At 34.7% G+C, this 20,263-nt stretch carries 17 protein-coding genes; 12 read left to right on the top strand and 5 right to left on the bottom strand.

Features of this window, described 5'->3' with window-relative positions:
- Positions 1 to 7: 7 nt before the first annotated feature.
- From ACODS7_RS19070 to ACODS7_RS19100, 7 genes are all read left to right on the top strand, one after another.
- A complete protein-coding gene (locus ACODS7_RS19070; protein ID WP_001040540.1) occupies positions 8 to 490 on the top strand; it encodes a helical membrane plugin domain-containing protein in 483 nt (160 codons plus the stop codon).
- Positions 491 to 648: 158 nt separating this feature from the next.
- The gene (locus ACODS7_RS19075) at positions 649 to 2,520 is read left to right on the top strand and encodes a glycerophosphodiester phosphodiesterase (protein WP_001164720.1); all 1,872 of its coding nucleotides are present in this window, start codon (positions 649 to 651) and stop codon (positions 2,518 to 2,520) included.
- A 368-nt stretch (positions 2,521 to 2,888) separates the two neighbouring features.
- Positions 2,889 to 4,022 (top strand): alanine dehydrogenase, encoded by a 1,134-nt coding sequence (gene ald / locus ACODS7_RS19080; RefSeq protein WP_001219741.1) that lies wholly within the window; start codon positions 2,889 to 2,891, stop codon positions 4,020 to 4,022.
- A gap of 103 nt (positions 4,023 to 4,125) precedes the next feature.
- Positions 4,126 to 5,541 carry an amino acid permease gene (locus tag ACODS7_RS19085; RefSeq protein WP_001284896.1) on the top strand — a complete coding sequence of 472 codons (1,416 nt, stop codon included), beginning with the start codon at positions 4,126 to 4,128 and terminating at the stop codon, positions 5,539 to 5,541.
- A 127-nt stretch (positions 5,542 to 5,668) separates the two neighbouring features.
- Complete coding sequence (locus ACODS7_RS19090) at positions 5,669 to 6,223, top strand: class I SAM-dependent methyltransferase (protein ID WP_043935532.1); 555 nt, start codon at positions 5,669 to 5,671, stop codon at positions 6,221 to 6,223.
- 206 nt (positions 6,224 to 6,429) lie between these two features.
- Complete coding sequence (locus ACODS7_RS19095) at positions 6,430 to 6,807, top strand: ArsR/SmtB family transcription factor (protein ID WP_243168225.1); 378 nt, start codon at positions 6,430 to 6,432, stop codon at positions 6,805 to 6,807.
- A 23-nt stretch (positions 6,808 to 6,830) separates the two neighbouring features.
- The gene (locus ACODS7_RS19100) at positions 6,831 to 9,197 is read left to right on the top strand and encodes a heavy metal translocating P-type ATPase (protein ID WP_029441536.1); all 2,367 of its coding nucleotides are present in this window, start codon (positions 6,831 to 6,833) and stop codon (positions 9,195 to 9,197) included.
- Positions 9,198 to 9,399: 202 nt separating this feature from the next.
- Here the strand turns inward: ACODS7_RS19100 and ACODS7_RS19105 are convergent, their stop codons facing one another.
- On the bottom strand, positions 9,400 to 10,863 hold the full coding sequence (locus tag ACODS7_RS19105) for a nicotinate phosphoribosyltransferase (RefSeq protein ID WP_029441537.1): 1,464 nt from the start codon (positions 10,861 to 10,863) through the stop codon (positions 9,400 to 9,402).
- 198 nt (positions 10,864 to 11,061) lie between these two features.
- Here ACODS7_RS19105 and ACODS7_RS19110 point away from each other — a divergent pair, with 198 nt between their 5' ends.
- From ACODS7_RS19110 to ACODS7_RS19120, 3 genes are all read left to right on the top strand, one after another.
- Complete coding sequence (locus ACODS7_RS19110) at positions 11,062 to 12,333, top strand: helix-turn-helix domain-containing protein (protein WP_029441538.1); 1,272 nt, start codon at positions 11,062 to 11,064, stop codon at positions 12,331 to 12,333.
- 1 nt (position 12,334) lies between these two features.
- Positions 12,335 to 12,460: an NprX family peptide pheromone gene (locus ACODS7_RS19115; RefSeq protein ID WP_000720172.1), complete on the top strand. Its 126-nt coding sequence runs from the start codon at positions 12,335 to 12,337 to the stop codon at positions 12,458 to 12,460.
- Between the two features lie 169 nt (positions 12,461 to 12,629).
- The gene (locus tag ACODS7_RS19120; protein WP_029441539.1) at positions 12,630 to 14,330 is read left to right on the top strand and encodes a M4 family metallopeptidase; all 1,701 of its coding nucleotides are present in this window, start codon (positions 12,630 to 12,632) and stop codon (positions 14,328 to 14,330) included.
- A 63-nt stretch (positions 14,331 to 14,393) separates the two neighbouring features.
- On the opposite strand, the gene ACODS7_RS19125 is transcribed toward ACODS7_RS19120, so the two are convergent.
- Positions 14,394 to 14,942 (bottom strand): TVP38/TMEM64 family protein, encoded by a 549-nt coding sequence (locus ACODS7_RS19125; RefSeq protein WP_016083570.1) that lies wholly within the window; start codon positions 14,940 to 14,942, stop codon positions 14,394 to 14,396.
- A 387-nt stretch (positions 14,943 to 15,329) separates the two neighbouring features.
- On the opposite strand from ACODS7_RS19125, the gene ACODS7_RS19130 reads away from it, so the two are divergent.
- Positions 15,330 to 15,848, top strand: coding sequence for an RNase A-like domain-containing lipoprotein (locus ACODS7_RS19130; RefSeq protein WP_029441540.1), 519 nt, complete (start codon positions 15,330 to 15,332; stop codon positions 15,846 to 15,848).
- A 16-nt stretch (positions 15,849 to 15,864) separates the two neighbouring features.
- Positions 15,865 to 16,137 carry a hypothetical protein gene (locus tag ACODS7_RS19135; protein WP_000288803.1) on the top strand — a complete coding sequence of 91 codons (273 nt, stop codon included), beginning with the start codon at positions 15,865 to 15,867 and terminating at the stop codon, positions 16,135 to 16,137.
- A 42-nt stretch (positions 16,138 to 16,179) separates the two neighbouring features.
- Here ACODS7_RS19135 and ACODS7_RS19140 read toward each other — a convergent pair whose 3' ends face one another.
- The 3 genes from ACODS7_RS19140 to ACODS7_RS19150 all read right to left on the bottom strand — a co-directional run bounded on the left by ACODS7_RS19140 (position 16,180) and on the right by ACODS7_RS19150 (position 20,202).
- Positions 16,180 to 17,442 (bottom strand): VanW family protein, encoded by a 1,263-nt coding sequence (locus ACODS7_RS19140; protein WP_243168226.1) that lies wholly within the window; start codon positions 17,440 to 17,442, stop codon positions 16,180 to 16,182.
- A gap of 232 nt (positions 17,443 to 17,674) precedes the next feature.
- Positions 17,675 to 18,691, bottom strand: coding sequence for an LCP family protein (locus tag ACODS7_RS19145; RefSeq protein ID WP_002163841.1), 1,017 nt, complete (start codon positions 18,689 to 18,691; stop codon positions 17,675 to 17,677).
- Between the two features lie 332 nt (positions 18,692 to 19,023).
- Complete coding sequence (locus tag ACODS7_RS19150) at positions 19,024 to 20,202, bottom strand: NupC/NupG family nucleoside CNT transporter (protein WP_016083566.1); 1,179 nt, start codon at positions 20,200 to 20,202, stop codon at positions 19,024 to 19,026.
- Positions 20,203 to 20,263 lie beyond the last annotated feature (61 nt).

Genomic DNA, 20,263 nt, shown 5'->3' on the forward strand with positions numbered 1-20,263 from the left:
GGAGATAGTGGCGAAAGAAATTACTGTAATTAAAAAGAAAGTTGTAACAGAGGAAGAACAGAAACAGCAAGTAGCAGATGAACTTCTAAATGAGCTATCTAATAATCGTGAAGCAGTAGAAGAAACGATGCAGCTTTTAGCACAGTTGCAGAAGGCTGGTATATTAGATGCGGCAATTAGTTTACTTGCTGCGAAGGAAGATGTTTCAAAAATCGCTGTGGAGCAATTAAATCGTGAACCCGTTAAAAATGCGTTAAACAATATGATGGGGGCAGGAGAAGCGTTATCTTCAGTTGACCCAGAAATAACGAAGCAAATTACGTCAAGTTTAGTTACAGGATTGCAATTTGCAACAGACGAATTAAATAGTGGTAAAAAAACAAAAGTGATGGATTTCTTTAAAGTATTAAAAGATCCAGATATCAATAGAGCTATTACATTCGGTTTTAGCTTCTTGAAAGCATTTGGACAAGGGTTAGAGAAAAAATAGAATAAATGAAAAAGTGATGGGAAGTAGCCATCACTTTTTTCATTATATGTATAAGAGTGTTCATGTTAAGCGGAATATATTATTATTATTAAAAAGATGGATTAGAACTGGAAATGTGGAATCCATCTCAAATACCGTTTTAGAATTTGGAGGAATATATGCAACACCGTAAAAAACTATCTATACCAGGAGTAATGAGACATTCCTTTCAAACAGTTAAATTTGCTTTTTGGAATGTATTAACTTTTCAACTTGCTTATAAATTATTAGCAGCGATTGTGTTTGTTCCACTATTTGGAATCATTTTTAATAAGTTATTGTATTTTGGTGGTTATGCAAATGCGACAAATGATGAATTATTAGCGTTTTTAAAGACGCCTTATGGCATCTTAGCAATCGTAATTTTGTCATTGTTAGCACTGTTTCTTATCTTTACAGAATTTGCGGTGCTTATTATTATTTCGTATTTCGCTCATAAAAGACAGAAGGTGAAATTACGTCCGATTTTATATAAAACGGTAACGTATTTACCTACTCTTTTCACATATTGCTTACCAGGATTTATTTTATATGCTGTCGTATTGTTGCCTCTTTTAAATATGGGATATGAAACGGCATTAATCCCGCAAATTCAAATTCCTAACTTTATTACAGGAGAACTGTTTAAGACAACGATGGGGCAAGTTGGTTATTACACGTTCTTTGCTGTAGTCGCGTATTTGAATCTTCGATGGATTTTCGTTCTACCTATTGTTGTTTTAGAGCAAAAATCATTTCGCGTGGCAGCACGTAAAAGTGCAAATTTAGTAAAGGAAAGCTTTTTTAAAGTACTACTCTTTTTAGTAGGATTTTTTATTTCAATTGGAATTGTATATGTCGTATTTTTGGGAATATATTTATTGTGCCTATGGGGTGTTTATGAATTTACAAACCCGAAAGGAACATTTGCATTATTAGCTGAATCAACGATTTCTGTATTTTTAACGAGTACGTTGTATTTATTTAGTTTTATCGTGACGCCATTTTATATTATGGCGATTACGCGATTATACTTACAAAAGGTACCGGTTGAAGATGTTTTATTAGAAGAAGGATTAGATTATTCGAAAACGAAAGCAGATAAATGTTTCTTCCAAAAACATCGCTGGAAATTTATTGGCGTATATATTGTGGGGATTATTACTGCCGGAATGGTTGTTGCCTTCATTGTAACGTTTATTTCAAATTCGTATAAAGAACCAATTATTATGGCGCACCGTGGGTATATATCAAAAGGCGTAGAAAATACGAAAGAAGCTGTGCAAGGTGCTATTGATGCAAAAGCAGACTACGCTGAAATAGATGTATTACAAACGAAAGACGGTGAACTAGCGGTTATACATGATTTGAAGCTGAAACGTCTCGCAAATGCAAATGTGCATGTGTCAGATTTAACGATGGCTGAGTTAAGGCAGCTTACCCTTAGTCAAGATGGACTTTCAGGACAAATAAGTACACTTGATGAAATCATTAAGCTAGCAAATGGCAAAATCAAACTTAATATAGAAGTGAAGCTTCATGGGGGCGAAAAAGACTTTGTAAACAAAGTCTTAAAAACGATTAAAGATAATGAATTTGAGAAGCAATGTGTAATTCAAACGTTACACTATCCGCTTATTAAAGAGTTTAAGCGTGCAAATCCAGATATAAAAGTAGGGTATATATTGTATGCAAGTAGAGCTAACTTAAAGAATGTGAAGGCTGACTTTTACGTAGCAGAAGAATATATGTTAAATAAGAAATTAGTAAAAGAAGCAAGGAAGTTAAACAAACCAATTTACGTATGGACAGTAAATGATATGGAAAATTTAAAGGCATATTATAAGTTAAACGTAGATGGTATCATAACTGATTACCCTGAAGATGCACGTGAAACAATTAAGATGTTAAAAGAGCAAGAAGCGGAAGAAAGTGATCTGTTTGATAAAATTACTGAAACGACAGATGATTTGTTTTTAAAATTATTTATAAGTTACCCAGCTGCTAGCTAAATGCTAGCAGCTGTTTTTTTGTGAAAAGAATATATCTCTAAAGTATTAAGTAAAGTAATAACTGTATATGTATACGTTATCACTTAGTTTTTTACATTGTTACATTATTGTCAAATAATAAATGATTACTGTTTATTTTGAAGAAGTATAATAAAAATTGAGTGAAAGATAATGGAATGTCACGAAACCCCTAATAGAATCAATGTTTTATATATTTACACTATTCTAAATATATAAACTTTAGAAAAATGATATGTTAGCGTTTTCATAACTTTTAAGTTATGCTAGAATAAGGACATAAGTTATTAATTATTACAAAAAGAAAAAAGAATCTCTTTTTTCTGTTAATTATAAGGGGGCATTTCATTATGCGTATTGGGGTACCAGCAGAAATTAAAAACAACGAAAACCGTGTGGCAATGACACCAGCAGGTGTTGTACATTTAATTCGTAACAATCACGAAGTATTCATTCAAAAGGGTGCAGGTTTAGGATCTGGTTTCACAGACGCTCAGTATGTTGAAGCGGGAGCAAAAATTGTTGATACAGCTGAAGAAGCTTGGAACATGGAAATGGTTATGAAAGTTAAAGAACCAATTGAAAGCGAATACAAACACTTCAGTGAAGGCTTAATCTTATTCACATACTTACACTTAGCTCCAGAGCCAGAATTAACAAAAGCGTTAATTGAGAAGAAAGTTGTTGCGATTGCATACGAAACAGTACAATTAGAAAACCGTTCTCTACCATTACTTGCACCTATGAGTGAAGTAGCTGGTCGTATGGCTGCACAAATTGGTGCGCAATTCCTTGAGAAAAACAAAGGCGGTAAAGGTATCTTACTTGCAGGTGTTCCAGGAGTTAAACGTGGTAAAGTAACAATCATCGGTGGTGGACAAGCTGGTACAAATGCTGCTAAAATTGCAGTTGGACTAGGTGCGGATGTAACAATCATCGACTTAAGTGCAGAACGTCTTCGTCAATTAGATGACATTTTCGGAAACCAAGTAAAAACTTTAATGTCTAATCCTTACAATATTGCAGAAGCTGTAAAAGAGTCTGATCTTGTAATCGGTGCAGTATTAATCCCAGGTGCAAAAGCGCCAAAACTTGTAACAGAAGAAATGATTAAATCAATGGAACCAGGTTCTGTTGTTGTAGATATCGCGATTGACCAAGGTGGTATTTTCGAAACAACTGACCGTATTACAACTCATGATAACCCAACTTACGAAAAACACGGCGTTGTTCATTATGCAGTTGCAAACATGCCAGGTGCGGTTCCACGTACATCAACTCTTGCATTAACAAACGTAACAGTACCATATGCAGTACAAATTGCTAACAAAGGCTACAAAGAAGCTTGCCTAGGCAACTCTGCATTACTAAAAGGTATTAACACATTAGATGGCTATGTAACATTTGAAGCAGTTGCAGAAGCTCACGGTGTAGAGTACAAAGGTGCTAAAGAATTATTAGAAGCAGAAACAGTATCTTGCTAATAGAAGCATTATACAAAACAAAATCGAACAATATATAATACAACATGATAAGAGCTAAGAGATAATACCTCTTAGCTCTTCTTAGTAAAAGGGGGCATACATCGTGGCCAACCTATTTAAAAAGAAATCCGTTACGCAATTGTTAGGGGAAAGTAAAAGTAAAACTTTGACGAAAACGCTAGGGGCATTTGACCTAACAATGCTAGGGATTGGTGCGATAATTGGTACAGGAGTTCTAGTATTAACTGGATTAGTAGCAGCAAGAGATGCTGGTCCAGCAGTTATTTTTTCATTTATGATTGCAGCAATTGTTTGTGGATTTGCAGCATTATGTTATGCAGAAGTTGCATCTACACTTCCTGTTTCAGGTAGTGTGTACACATATTCGTATGCAACAATTGGTGAGTTTGTTGCTCATTTAATGGGATGGACATTACTATCCGTATATGTCGTAACGACTGCCGCAGTAGCTGGCGGATGGACTGGTTATTTCAATAATTTAGTGAGTGGACTGGGACTTGAAATTCCGAAAGCGTTGCTAACAATTCCAGCGCAAGGTGGTATGGTAAACTTACCAGCAGTTATCGTTACGTTAGTGATAACTTGGTTATTATCACGAGGTACGAAAGAAAGTAAGCGTGTGAATAACATAATGGTATTAATTAAAATTGGTATTGTTGTTTTATTCATTGCAGTTGGTGTATTCTACGTGAAACCAGAAAACTGGATACCATTTGCACCTTACGGTTTAAGTGGAGTGTTCGCAGGGGGAGCAGCAGTATTCTTTGCTTTCTTAGGATTTGATGCATTAGCAACTTCTGCTGAAGAAGTAAAAAATCCGCAACGTGATCTACCAATTGGTATTATTGCTTCGTTAGTTATTTGTACAATCATTTATGTTGTAGTTTGTCTTGTTATGACAGGCATGGTTTCTTATAAGGAATTAGATGTACCTGAAGCTATGGCATATGTGTTAGAAGTTGTAGGACAAGATAAAGTGGCTGGTGTAATTGCTATTGGAGCTGTAATCGGTATTATGGCTGTAATTTTCGCTTACATTTATGCGACAACACGTGTATTCTTCGCAATGAGTCGTGACGGTTTATTACCAAAATCTTTTGCGAAAATTAACAAGAAGACTGAAGCGCCAACATTTTCAGTTTGGTTAACAGGAATTGGTAGTGCTTTAATTGCTGGATTTATCGATTTAAAAGAATTGTCGAATTTAGCGAATATTGGAGCGTTATTAACATTCGCCATGGTTGGTGTAACTGTTATCATTCTTCGTAAAACGCATCCGAAATTACAACGTGGATTTATGGTACCACTTGTACCGATCTTACCGATTATTTCAATTGCATGTTGTCTATTCTTAATGGTAAATTTACCGTTAACAACATGGATATACTTTGGTATTTGGTTAGCGATTGGAGTAGTTGTATACTTTGTTTATTCGAAAAAACATAGTCATTTAAAAGACGATGGAAGTTCGCAGGATAATTTAGATCAAGCTAATTAAAGGGATATAAAATAGTAAGCCTTGTGCGTCTAGGGAGCGCGCAAGGTTTTTCTTTTGGATAAAAAAGGAAAGAAAGGTAACTTTATCGAATTTTTATGTCGGAATATGAAAAAAGGGTGGGAGCAAAATGCGAGAAACGAAAGTTGTTGTTGGAGCAGAGGGGTATAATAATAATCCTGGTTGGTTACATACGAATGAAGAAGAATTAAATTTATTGCGAAGAGAAACTTGGCTTGATAAAGTGAAACCCAATTCTTTATCAGCAATTTTAGCGGAACATGTATGGGAGCATTTATCGTACGAAGAAGGAATTGAAGCTGCAAAAATTTGTTATGAGTTTTTAATGGAGAATGGATATATTCGTTGTGCAGTACCAGATGGATTTTTTCCAGATGAAGAATATCAGCAGGGTGTACAAATAGGTGGACCTGGTCCATTAGAGCATCCAGCAGCAAGCCATAAAATTGTTCATAACTATAAAACAATCACGTCCATGTTTGAATCAGCAGGTTTTCAAGTGAGGCTCTTAGAATACTGTGATGAGAATGGTAAGTTTCACTATAATGATTGGAATGAGAAAGATGGATTTATTTATCGATCGAAACGTTTTGACCATAGAAATCGGGATAATCAGTTAGGATTTGTTTCTTTAATTGTGGATGCGGTGAAAAATAAAAAGTAAGTAAAAAGGGGTGTGCGAATTGTACATCCTTTTTTGTATGAGAATATAGAGGATGCGGAAAATATGTATATGCCTTACTAAAATGTGAACGGAATGTTCATAAAAAAATTCAGATTTCATTGACACATATGAGTAGGCGCTCATATAATAAGAGTATAAGATATATGAATGATTGTTCATATGTTCAATTAAAGAGGTGAGCTATAATGGCTGGAAATAAAGTGGAAACACCACAAGAGACATGTTCTCAAACAATAATTCATGAAGAAGTTGTTGAGCAAGTAAAACAAACAATTCCAACTGATGAAAGTTTAAGTAAAGTAGCAGAACTATTTAAAGTATTAGGTGACCGTACACGTACGAGAATATTACATGCGCTATTTGAAGCTGAAATGTGCGTTTGTGATTTAGCTTATTTATTAGGAATGACACAATCATCTATTTCGCATCAGCTTCGTGTGGTAAAGCAAGCGAAACTTGTAAAGAATCGTAAAGAAGGAAAGGTTGTTTATTATTCGTTAGCTGACCAGCACGTAATTCATATCTTCGAGCAAGCGTTTGAGCACGTAAACGAAGAAGAATAAAAAGAACGCGAGGAGGGAGAACGATGGCTGAAGCATTAGTGAAAAAGAAACTGATGTTAGAAGGTTTAGATTGTGCGAACTGTGCAATGAAAATTGAAAAAGGTGTTGGGAATATAGAAGGAGTAAATTCTTGCTCTGTAAACTTCGCAACAAAGACAATGATCTTAGAAACAGCACAAAATAAAGAAAACGAAGTTGTTACGGAAGCAAAACAACTCGTTACAAAATTAGAACCGCATATTAAAGTGCAAGAAGAACAAAAAAATAAAATTGCTAAAGAAGTATTTATATTAGAAGGTTTAGATTGCGCGAACTGTGCAATGAAAATTGAAAATAAAGTTAAGGAAATGCCAGCTGTCTCAGAAGCAACTGTTGATTTCGTATCGAAGAAACTACGAGTAGAAATTGCGAATAAAAGAGAACTAGAAGCGACTGTAGTAAATATAACAAATGTCGTTCAAAAGTTAGAGCCAGATGTGAAAGTTGTTCGTGAAGAGAAGAACGGTCATGAACACGGACATAGTCACGATCATGGTGAAGCAAACGTGAAAAAGATGGTAGGGAGATTAGTGGTCGGCGGAATTTTGACAGCAATTGCTGCATTAGCGGGCTTACCACAAATGGTAACAATTCCGTTATTCGTCCTTGCTTATTTATTAATAGGTGGAGATATCGTTTGGAGAGCGGTAAGAAACATAACTCGTGGCCAAGTATTTGATGAAAACTTCTTAATGGCAATTGCAACTGTAGGAGCTTTTGCAATTCAGCAATATTCAGAAGCTGTAGCAGTAATGCTATTTTATCAAGTAGGAGAACTATTCCAAAGCATTGCGGTAAACCGCTCTCGAAAATCAATTACTTCATTAATGGATATTCGTCCTGATTATGCGAATGTAAAGGTTGGGAATGAAACGAAACAAGTATCGCCAGAAGATGTACAAATTGGCGATTATATTATCGTTAAGCCAGGTGAGAAAGTACCATTAGACGGAAAAGTAATTGAAGGAACATCAATGGTAGATACTTCAGCATTAACTGGTGAATCTGTACCACGTGAAGTTGAAGTTGGAAATGATGTATTAAGTGGCTTTGTGAACCAAAACGGTGTATTAACAATTGAAGTTACAAAAGAATTCGGTGAATCAACTGTATCGAAAATTTTAGATTTAGTTCAAAATGCAAGCAGTAAAAAAGCACCAACAGAAAACTTTATTACGAAGTTTGCGCGTTACTACACTCCAGTTGTAGTTATTACAGCGGCGATCATGGCGTTTATTCCACCGCTTATTTTAGAAGGAGCTACATTCTCTGAATGGATTTATAGAGCTTTAGTGTTCTTAGTAATCTCTTGTCCATGTGCGTTAGTTGTATCCATTCCTCTTGGATTCTTTGGAGGTATCGGTGGTGCATCTAAAAGTGGTGTGTTAGTAAAAGGTAGTAACTATTTAGAAGCTTTAAATGATGTGAAATATATTGTTTTTGACAAAACAGGAACATTAACAAAAGGTGTTTTCAAAGTTACAAAAATGGAACCGAGCGAAGGTACTACAAGTGAAGAGCTATTAGAGTATGCGGCATTTGCTGAAGTGTATTCTAACCATCCGATTGCCCAATCTATTCGAAAGGCATATGGAAAATCAATCGATGAAAAAATAATCGATGATTATAACGAAATTTCTGGTCACGGTACAGTCGTGAAAGTACAAGGAAAAGAAATTTTTGCAGGTAATGCAAAATTAATGAGAAAAGAAAATATTGAATTTAAACAACCAGAAACAGTAGGTACATTAGTTCACGTTGCTGTAGATGGAAAATATGCAGGTTATATTGTTATCTCTGATGAGGTAAAAGAGGATTCAAAACAAGCGATTCAACAGTTAAAAGAACTAGGTATTAAAAAGACAGTAATGTTAACTGGTGATGCAAAAACAGTTGGTGAAGCTGTCGGTAAAGAATTGGGCTTAGATGAAGTTCATGCGGAATTACTACCGCAACAAAAAGTAGAAGAGATTGAAAAAATTGATGCAGCGAAGCACGGAAAAGAAAAAATTGCCTTCGTTGGTGACGGTATTAACGATACACCAGTATTAGCCCGTGCAGACGTTGGTATTGCGATGGGTGGTTTAGGGTCAGATGCAGCAATTGAAGCGGCAGACATCGTTATTATGACTGATGAGCCTTCAAAAATTGCGACAGCTGTAAAAATTGCAAAACGCACAAGAAGTATAGTGTGGCAAAATATCATCTTTGCTTTAGGTGTAAAAGGGATTGTTCTATTACTTGGTGCCTTTGGTATTGCAACAATGTGGGAAGCTGTTTTCTCAGATGTTGGTGTGACACTACTTGCAGTGTTAAATGCAATGCGTGTATTACGAGTGAAAGATTTATAAAAAAGAGGACGCAACCTGCGTCCTCTTTTTTATTAGTGATTTTGTTGAAATTGATTTAATAAAATAATATCAAATATTATTTTACTTTTAAATAGTGCAATATTAAAATTTACAAATAAAACACATTCGTCTTATTATTTTAATATATTTTTACGAATATCCATATAGTATTGAAAAAACAGAGAAGGAGAAACTTCTCTGTTTACTTTTGTATGTTTTTTTCAACTTGTTCTCGAACAGTTTGGATGTAATTCATTTTATGATCCCAACATTCTTGGCTTAAATCGACAGGATATTCTTCGGGATTTAAAGTTCGCATGTATTCTTCCCAAAATAGAGCGAGACTCTGTGCACTATATTGTTGAATATCTAATATACTTGGTAGTTCATATGTTCTTTCACCGTTAACGAAAATGTCTTTATGCAGTTCACGGGCTTCAAAGTTTGTTACGAATTTACTTATATATGTGTGAACTGGATGGAACATTTTTAAGCGCTCTTCTTTTCCAGGTTCTTCAGAATCTAACGCAATATAATCACCTTCTGCATGATCGTTAACACGATTGATAATACGATAAATTCGTTTCAGTCCTGGAGTGGTAATTTTTTCAGGGTTAGATGAAATTTTAATCGTATCATTTAATTTTCCGTCAGTATCTTCAATCGCAACTAGTTTGTAAACAGCTCCTAATGCAGGTTGCTCAAAGGACGTAATTAATTTTGTCCCAACGCCCCATACGTCAATTTTTGCCCCTTGAGATTTAAGGTGCATAATTGTGTATTCATCTAAATCGCTAGAAGCGATAATTTTTGTATTTGTAAATCCTGCTTCATCTAGTAGTTTTCTTGCCTTTTTAGATAAATAAGCCATATCACCACTATCAAGACGAATGCCATAGAAATCAATACGATCTCCAAATTCTTTTGCGACGCGAATCGCATTTGGAACACCAGATTTTAATGTGTCATATGTATCAACGAGAAAGACGCACTTTCTATGAGTTTCAGCGTATTTCTTAAATGCGACGTATTCATCGCGATATGCTTGAACGAAAGAGTGCGCATGTGTGCCAGCTACAGGGATCCCGAAGCGTTTTCCGGCACGAACGTTGCTTGTAGAGGAGAAACCACCAATAAAGGCAGCGCGTGTCCCCCAAAGGGCAGCATCGAACTCATGGGCACGTCTTGTGCCGAACTCTAAAAGCTCATCATTACTTGCAGCATGTTTCATACGAGCAGCTTTTGTTGCAATTAATGTTTGGTAATTCACAATATTTAAGAGGGCGGTTTCAATAATTTGTGCTTCACCGAGTGGTGCATCAACACGTAATAAAGGCTCGTTATTAAATACAACTTCACCTTCTTGCATACTGCGAATCGTCCCAGTGAATTTCATATTTTGTAAATAATGAAGGAATTCTTCTTCAAATTGTAATTCTGCTAAATAAGCGATATCGCTTTCAGTAAAACTGAAATTTTCTATGTACTCTACAATTTTCTCAAGGCCAGCAAAAACAGCGTAGCCATTCTCAAATGGAAGCTTTCGAAAATATAAATCAAAAACAGAACGGCGATTATGAATACCATCTTTCCAATATGTATAAGCCATGTTGATTTGATATAGGTCTGTATGTAAGGCATAACTATCGTCTTTATAATGAGTCATCGCGAGAACACCTCCATAATTTGGTTATAGTATACCAATTTTTCATCATTCGTAGCAAAGAAGAGATATTGATGTGAAGTCAAGAGAGAAAAAAATGAAATTATGCATATTTTTTAGAAAATTAACATTTATCAATTTATATTTCTCTCGATTTTATGTATTATTAGAGTAATGGGGTAATGAGAATGGAGGAGGACAATGCAACAAACATTAGAAAAAATAGGCAAACAAGTCTTTTACAAACGGCTCCAGCAAAAAATGACACAAGAAGAACTATGTCAGGGCATTTGTTCTGTCTCATACTTAAGTAAGATCGAAAATGGAAAGATCGAAGCATCAGAAGAAATTCTACAATTGCTCTGCACAAGACTGGAAATTGCCGTGACGGATTTGAGAGATGTAGAAGAAGATGTGAAGGGGAAGCTGGATGAATGGTTGAATGCACTAGTTCATTTGGACAAGCAACAAGTAGAACGTATATATGAAGAGTTGCAAGGTGAAATGAAGCATGTGTTGGATTTTGAAATTATAAATTATTATAAACTACTGTATACACGTTATTTAATTATGAAAAGGGATTTTCCTGCTGTCGAAGAAGAGTTAGAGAGCTTAAAGAAGATGTACAAAAAGTATTCACCATTCCAAAAATTATTATATACGTATAGCAAAGGGTTATATTATTTTTTACAACATAAATATAAGAAGGCATTGGAGTATTTGACTCGAACAGAAGTAATGGCAAAGGAACAAGGTTATCATGAAAATGGAATATATTTCAATTTAGCTCTTGTTTATAATGAATTGGAAGTTGAGCATATGACTTTACATTTTGCTAATGTAGCAATGGAAGGATTTAAGAATGAATATAAATTCCGTTATGTGATAAACTGCCAGTTACTTATTGCGTTGAGTTATATACAAAAAAAACAATATAATGAAGCGCTATCTATTTATAATAATATTTTGAGGGAAGCAAATTCTTTTGCCGATAAAGAAAGCATAACAGCTATTGCTTTAAATAATTTAGGCTTCTTGTACTATAACTTAAAAGATTATGCAAAAGCTAAAGATTATTATTTACAATGCCTAAAGTACAAAAAGGAAGAGGATTTAAATTATATTGATGCAGTATATGAGATTGCTTTGCAGTGTATTGAATTAAAAGAATTTGAAGAAGCGAAAGATTGGATTGATAAAGGGATAGATGTCGCCAAGAGGGATGAAAAGTATAAAAGTATGCTATATATACTTTCAATGCTTAAGAATAAATACTTTGAAACAAAAGATGTTTATAAAAAGTTTTTAGAAGTTGAGGCAATCCCGTTTTTTAGAGGCGAAGAAAATAAAAAGGAATTAAAAATGGTGTATTTAGAACTAGCAGGATATCACGAGGAATTATTAGAATTTAAGGAAAGTAATAACTACTATAAATTAGCAATTAATTTATTAGAAGAAAAGGGAGGAAAATAATATGAAAAAAATAATTATTGGTGCTTTGGCTTTGGTGGCTGTATTAGTGGTATTGGAACCGCAATATGCTTGGACATCGGATATCTATGGTCAAGGAGAAAAAGTAGTAGAATTAATAAATTCTTAACAGAAACCCCTTTCCAATCGGAAAGGGGTTTTTTTCAATATTTGTTCCTCAAAATTCTACAAAACTTGAGAAAATAATTATTTGAATTTTTAGTATATTAATAGTAGAAACATAATGCTAATATGAAACTACTCTTTTTCAAAAAATTTTTTATTAGGGGGAAGGTTATATGAAAAAGAAGAGTTTAGCATTAGTGTTAGCGACAGGAATGGCAGTTACAACTTTTGGAGGGACAGGCTCTGCGTTTGCGGATTCTAAAAATGTGCTCTCTACGAAGAAGTACAATGAGACGGTGCAGTCACCTGAGTTTATTTCTGGTGATCTAACTGAAGCAACTGGTAAGAAAGCAGAATCTGTTGTGTTTGATTACTTAAACGCAGCAAAAGGTGATTACAAGCTAGGAGAAAAGAGTGCGCAAGATTCTTTCAAAGTGAAACAAGTGAAGAAAGATGCTGTAACTGATTCAACAGTAGTACGTATGCAACAAGTTTACGAAGGAGTACCTGTATGGGGTTCTACTCAAGTAGCTCACGTAAGTAAAGACGGTTCTTTAAAAGTTTTGTCTGGAACAGTTGCACCTGATTTAGACAAAAAGGAAAAGTTGAAAAATAAAAATAAGATTGAAGGCGCAAAAGCAATTGAAATCGCGCAGCAAGATTTAGGTGTGACACCGAAATATGAGGTAGAACCAAAAGCGGACTTATATGTATATCAAAATGGTGAAGAAACAACATATGCATACGTTGTAAATCTAAACTTCTTAGATCCAAGTCCAGGAAACTACTACTATTTCATTGAAGCAGACAGCGGTAAAGTATTAAATAAGTTTAATACAATTGATCATGTGACAAATGATGATAAGTCACCAGTTAAGCAAGAGGCTCCTAAACAGGATGCGAAAGCAGTAGTAAAACCTGTAACAGGAACAAATAAAGTAGGAACTGGTAAAGGTGTATTAGGAGATACGAAATCACTTAATACAACATTATCTGGTTCATCTTACTACTTACAAGATAATACGCGCGGGGCAACGATTTTCACATATGATGCGAAAAACCGCTCAACATTACCAGGAACATTATGGGCAGATGCGGATAATGTTTTCAATGCAGCGTATGATGCAGCGGCAGTAGATGCTCATTACTATGCAGGTAGAACATATGATTATTATAAAGCTACATTTAACAGAAACTCTATTAATGATGCAGGAGCACCATTAAAATCAACAGTTCATTACGGAAGTAAGTATAATAATGCATTCTGGAATGGCTCACAAATGGTATACGGAGATGGTGATGGTGTAACATTCACTTCATTATCTGGTGGTATTGATGTAATTGGTCACGAATTAACGCATGCTGTTACGGAAAATAGCTCGAATTTAATTTATCAAAATGAATCAGGCGCATTAAATGAAGCGATTTCTGATATCTTTGGTACTTTAGTAGAATTCTATGATAACCGTAACCCAGATTGGGAGATTGGTGAAGATATTTACACGCCTGGTAAAGCAGGAGATGCGCTTCGCTCTATGAGTGATCCAGCGAAATATGGTGATCCAGACCATTATTCTAAGCGTTACACAGGTTCAAGTGATAACGGTGGCGTTCATACAAACAGCGGCATTATTAATAAACAAGCTTATTTATTAGCAAATGGCGGTACGCATTTTGGTGTAACTGTAACTGGTATCGGTAAAGATAAATTAGGTGCGATTTACTACCGTGCAAATACACAGTATTTCACGCAATCTACTACATTTAGCCAAGCTCGTGCTGGTGCAGTACAAGCTGCTGCAGACTTATATGGTGCAAATTCTGCTGAAGTAGCAGCGGTTAAGCAATCATTTAGTGCTGTTGGTATTAACTAAGGATTTAAAGGATAGCTATTAATAAAATACCTCAAAAATAAAGAAGGAGCCTATGCTCCTTCTTTATTTTTTTCTCCATTTTTTCCACAAATAATATAATCCGATACAACCTGCGATTGTCACAATCCACTTCGCTTCATTTGTTCCGTTCATGACTTGGTATGCCGAATATACTTCAATCAATAAGGCCGGTATTTTACCTATTGTACTGGCAATACTGAAGGAGAGTAATGACATTTTCCCTAGAGCTGCAAATAAAGTCACGATACTTGATGGGATGAAAGGTATCAATCGAAACGATAGAACGAGTAGAAAGGCCTCTCTACCTTCTACATAAAGAAGACGCTCTACCTTTGGGTACTTATTTACTTTATCGTGAGTGAACTTTTGAAGGCCCATGCGGTAAATATAAAACGAGATAATAGCCCCTAAGGCCTCACCTGCGATCGAGATGATTGTACCATTTGTTACACCGAAGAGCTGTATATTAATGGCGGTTAAAAAGATGCTAGGAATAACACCTAAAAGACTAATGATGATGTTAATTAAGATACTAAGTGGAATTGCGATTGAATAGTATTCTGTTAAGAAATTTTGAATCGTTTCAGCCATTGTTTAAAATCCTTTATCTTTTTTTGCATTACACCATATTTCGATTGTATAGGCAAGGGGAAATTTACATAATGTAGAAAATGTTGATAAGAAGGTATTTATATACCTTATATGGGTATTAGGTATATAAAAATAGGGGTATTTTAAGTTATTTTCAAAAAAGTTTAATAACCCTTTGTTTAAAAGGATTATATGATTTTATTATCGGTATTTTCATTTGGGAAATAATTATAAAATTTAGGGGGTATATATTAAGAGGGGCGGAAAATAGGGTGTTGGTGAAAGTGTGTAGGAAAATAGATGAAAAAAATGAAAACTGATAGGTTTTTTCGTTGTGAAATTGACTTTTAGTGAAGTTACGATAATAATCATGGAAGAGGTGATATGATGAAACGAATAAGCAGTCTTTTCTTGAGTAGTTTATTGGCACTAATGCTGATCTTAAGTGGATGTGCAGGAAAAGAACAAAAAACAGAGAAACAAACAGGGAATCAATCGACATCAGTAGAAAAAATTAGTGATAATATTTTAGATGAAATGGAAGGACCACCTAAAAATGGTCATACGATTGAAAGACATGTAGGCAAATCAGAAGAAGATTTGAAGAATCGCTTGAAGACAGATAAAGTATCAGCAGCAAGTACATACTATGACAAGGAAACAGCAACGAAAGCTGTAAAAGATAGTTTGAAGCAGCATGATAAGGAAATTCAAGACTGGTTAAAAAATTCTAAAGAGGCTCGTCTCGTATTAAATACAACACATTCATTCCCGGTTGGAAAAACGGTAATAAAGAAAAATATGAGTGTAAAAGACAAGTTGGTAAAAACTGTTACTGTTTTAGCGAGAGATAAGTCAGGAGAATTAGGGTTTAAGATTATTACTTCTTATCCATCTGATAAATAAGAAGGGGGAGTACATTATGTATACGACATTACAATACTTTCTTAAATCGTACTGTACGTTAAGTATTCATGAGGATGAAATAGTAAGCGTGATGGAAGAGTTTATTGAACAAGAAGACGAAGAAATTGTTTTGAAATTACGTGATGAATTAATAAATATGAAGAAAAAGAACGCGTGGGAAGAGGCGTGTGTATTAGCTGCGAAGCAAGGCAATCGTATGTGGTCTTTAGAAGAAACGAAAGACCATCTTGAAACTTTTTTACTATTACTGCAAAAGAAAAAGGCGTGATATAATCACGCCTTTTTCTTTATGCTATTCGGTGGATATTATCTATTCTTTTGGAGCGCTTTTATATACGCTTTTTGAAATTTGTCCATTTGATATTACTTCCCCGTTTTGTGTTACTTTTTTATACGTAACTGCTGTTATTTTATCACTACTTCTACTAATTACTTGAGAAGAGACTTCAACATTTTTACCAGTATTTGTACCGAAAATGCGTGTAGTAATACTACCTCCATTTGAAAATGCTTGAATATAAATATGATTGCCCGTATTATTTTTAAATTTTAAATCTGGACCATAATCTGCTACTGCTGCATCTTGCCCAAGTGGTAAATAATTTACCGGCATAGAATGATTGCTTCGAGACACAATACCTAAATCTGCCCTTAAAGCTGCGCTGTATAATGTACTACTGACTTGGCAAACTCCTCCGCCTGCACTTTGTATTACTTTACCTTGTGAATATACTGCTGCAGATTTGTAACCATGTGCAGCATCAGTTACGCCAACGCGGCCGTTAAAACTAAATGTTTCATCAGGTGCGACAATAACCCCACTTAAAGTATTAGCTGACTTATTTACGTTAAATGATTGATTTCCGTTACGGCCAGCCATTGGAGTAGAATATTCAGCGATGACTTCTTTAATACCCATTTTCTGTATGTCTTCTGTAGAACGTTCGGGTTTTATGAATGTAACTGGCAATATAACATCTGATTTACCAGTAGTAATCGCTTCGTTTGTTAAACCGTTTAGCTTCCCTTTATCAATTTTTTCTCCGTTTTGACTTTGACTAATATTTACTGTTGGGCCTTCAATACTTAATTCCGCATTAACAGGATTTTTTAATGTTTCATTATATTTATCTTTTATAAAGGTTTCATAAGCTGTTGCATTTAATTGTGGTGTTAATTTATAGTCACGTTTTAATTCACCGTTTTCAGCTTGCTTCCGCATTTTGTAACGATTCATTACGTTTCCTTCTTGTTCTTTAAAGATTTTGTCAATAATATCTTTCTCTTTATAATTTATCCCTAAATCTTTCCATGTGTAAGTTTGTTTATCGTTTTGGAATATGTAGGTAAGGGATTTTTGATCTAATTCAGTTACCTTTTGATTAATAATTGCTTGAATATCGTTCTTATTTTTTCCATCGAGAGAAATACCTTCAAATGTAGTATTTGGTAATGCAGTAGTATTTAATTGATTATTTAATTTGGATACATATTGATATCCCCCAACACCGCCTACACAAAGTAATATGCCCCCAGCAATTGCAGAACCGATCAGTATTTTACTTAGCTTCATTTATTTCCCCCCAGAAATTTATGTATAAATATATGTATTACATTTTTTGTATAAAAATGATGAAAATAACATTATGTACGTACTAGTATACTATTATTTTCACTGTGTGTAATGTTTTCATAAAAAATGTTACATTGCTGTAATAATTGTCACTTCTTGTCACAATGTGTATGAAAAATATGTTGAAAAATAAAATAAAAAGGCTGTCTAGAAAGATCTAGCAGCCTTTTTATTATAATTTTTTATGTTCATTTTTATTCGTAACACCGAGATGTTTTTGAAGGGTAGTTGAAATAGTATCGACGCTTTTTTCATTTGGAACGTAATAATAAATACCACCTATATATTTATCTGTACCTTCTACTTGCATTTTTTCCATTTTTAAATTTGAATCCATTGAATTTTTTGTAATTGTCATCATATCATCAAACGTTAAATTGGTTTTTAAATCTTTATCGACAGCGTCTAGTAGGCCACCGATTTTATTAATGGAATTAAGAGATAGTGCCTTTTCAGCAATGGCCTCTAATACAAGCTGTTGTCGTTGGCCACGCATATAATCACTATCGATATGACGAGTTCTAGCTAGCGCCAATGCCTCTTCTCCATTTAAATGTTGACGTCCTTTTTTAAGATGAATTGCATCTGCTTCATCTTTACTATTTTGCTCTGTGAACTCAACTGGAACGTCCACAGTAATACCACCAAGAGAATCAACAATTTTGATAAAGGATTTAAAGTTGAATTTTACATAGTAATCAACTGGAACATCTAAAAAGTTCTCTACCGTATCAATTGTGCTGTCTACACCACCGAATACGTGAGCATGTGTGATTTTATCGTATTTATCACGTGACTTAATGTAGACGCGTGAGTCACGTGGAATGCTTACAAGTTTAACGGATTTATCGTTTTTATTAATTGTTGCAAGTAATAACGCATCTGTTCGAGTTGCTTTTCCGTAGCCTTTTTCCCTAATATCACTTTCATCAACACCCATAATTAGTACGGAAATGTTGTCGGTCATAGGTTTAACAGCTTTTTCACGTTTACTGGACTTATCTCCTCGACCTAGTTCAGCATAAGCATTATTTAAGACGGACTTTGCTTTACTGTATATATGGAAGGAGTAGCCTCCTGCTCCAAGTGCTACAATTAGTAATGGAATAAGAAGGAACCAAAGTAAGCGTTTTTTCTTTGAGCGTCCTTTTTTGGCTCGCGTATTGTTGTTCGTGTCGGATTTCATCATTTTTTCTCCTTTAAAACTATCAAAGTGTATACATTTAGAAGTGTATTCAAACACATAAAAAATATTTTACGCTAAATAAAAGCGATTGTACATGTATAAAAAATAGATGTCTTGATTATTTATCCCGCATTAACGGGCAGTAAAACTCCCACCTCAAAGTCCAGCGAATGCAAGGAAGTTAGGTGGGAGTTAACTGCCCGTAAAAGCCCGATTGGTGAAGGCTAATACTCAGAGGGGGCTATCCCCCTCTGAGTAAAGTTTCACTTTATAAGACATCTATTCGTTATTGTGTACAAAAGATAGGGATAAGAAAATGATAAAATTTTACCTAATTACAACATAATGCTTACGATAATTGCAGATAAAATGCTAACGAGAGTAGCTCCATATAGTAATTTAAGGCCAAACCTTGCAACAACGTTTCCTTGTTCCTCGTTTAGTCCTTTTACCGCACCTGAAATAATACCAATGGAAGAAAAATTGGCAAAAGACACGAGGAAAACAGAAATAATACCAACTGTACGGGGAGAAAGGTTATTAGAAATTTTACTAAGATCCATCATTGCGACAAATTCATTCGTTACAAGCTTCGTTGCCATAATGCTGCCAGCTGCGACAATTTCAGAACTTGGTACACCGATAAGGAATGCGATAGGTGCAAATACGTAGCCGATTAATTGTTGGAACGTAATACCGAATATAATGAGGAACAGGTCATTAATACAACTAATTAATGCAACGAATCCAATGAGCATAGCGCCGACAACAATGGCTACACGAAAACCATCCAGAATGTATTCTCCAAGCATTTCAAAAAAGCTTTGTTTTTCACCTTTGATCTCTAAAATATCTTCGTCATCTTTAACGTCGTAAGGGTTAATGATGAGTACGATAATAAAACCGCTAAATAAATTAAGAACGAGTGCGGTTACTACATATTTAGGCTCAATCATTGTCATATAGGCACCTACGATAGACATAGATACGGTTGACATAGCAGAGGCACAAAGTGTATAAAGACGGTGTTTTGGAATTTGAGCTAATTGCTTTTTCACTGTAATAAAAACTTCTGATTGGCCGACAATGGCAGAGGCGATAGCGTTGTAAGATTCTAATTTCCCAAGACCATTTATTTTACTAAGAAAGTACCCAATCCAATGAATGAAAAACGGTAGTATTTTGAAATGTTGTAATATACCAATTAAAACAGAAATAAAGACGATTGGTAATAATACAGTAAGGAAAAATGGCATTTCACCTTTATTTGCAAGACCACCAAATACGAAATTTATTCCATCAGCAGCATACTCGAGTAGCTTGGTAAACAAACTAGAAATGATTCTAATAAGTATGAGGCCGATTTCTGTATTTAATAGTAAATAGGTTAAAATTAACTGTATAATAAGCATGATAAAAATTGGTTTAAATTTAATATGCTTCTTATTATTGCTAGCAATATAAGCGAGCAAGAAAACAACAATTAGTCCGATGAAAAAAGTAATGAATTTCATGGTAAGCCCCCATGCCCATCAACTTAAGAGAACAAATAAAATGAAATTCCCTTCAAAAGGG

The organism is Bacillus sp. FG16 (assembly GCF_057809515.1).